Here is a 281-nt window from a genome sequence, read left to right as displayed (position 1 = left end):
CCATCGATTCCGGCATCTACGGTTCCACTTGTTGGAACGGTAACCTCTGTTGGTTCTGTTCCTTCGGTTAATGTAGATCCTGTTGGTAAAGTGGTGGTATCCACTACGATATCAACAGTTCCTGCTGGTACGCCATCTATGGTGTATGTTCCATCTGCTGCTGTTGTTCCTGTTGGCTCTCCTGCGTCTAATACGCCATCACCATCTAAATCTGCAAATACTGTTACTGGAGAAGTGTATCCTGTTTCTGTTCCTTCTTGTGCTCCATTACCATCTTCATC

General features: G+C 45.9%; 1 protein-coding gene. It reads right to left on the bottom strand.

Annotated elements, in window-relative coordinates:
- A partial coding sequence (locus tag ACVC3Y_RS10235) for a hypothetical protein (protein WP_452226816.1) occupies positions 1-281 on the bottom strand: 281 nt, incomplete at both ends.

It is taken from the genome of Lacinutrix cladophorae, from assembly GCF_053604645.1.
Note: the sequence above shows the minus strand (reverse complement) of the source record. Positions and strands in the feature narration are given on the sequence as shown.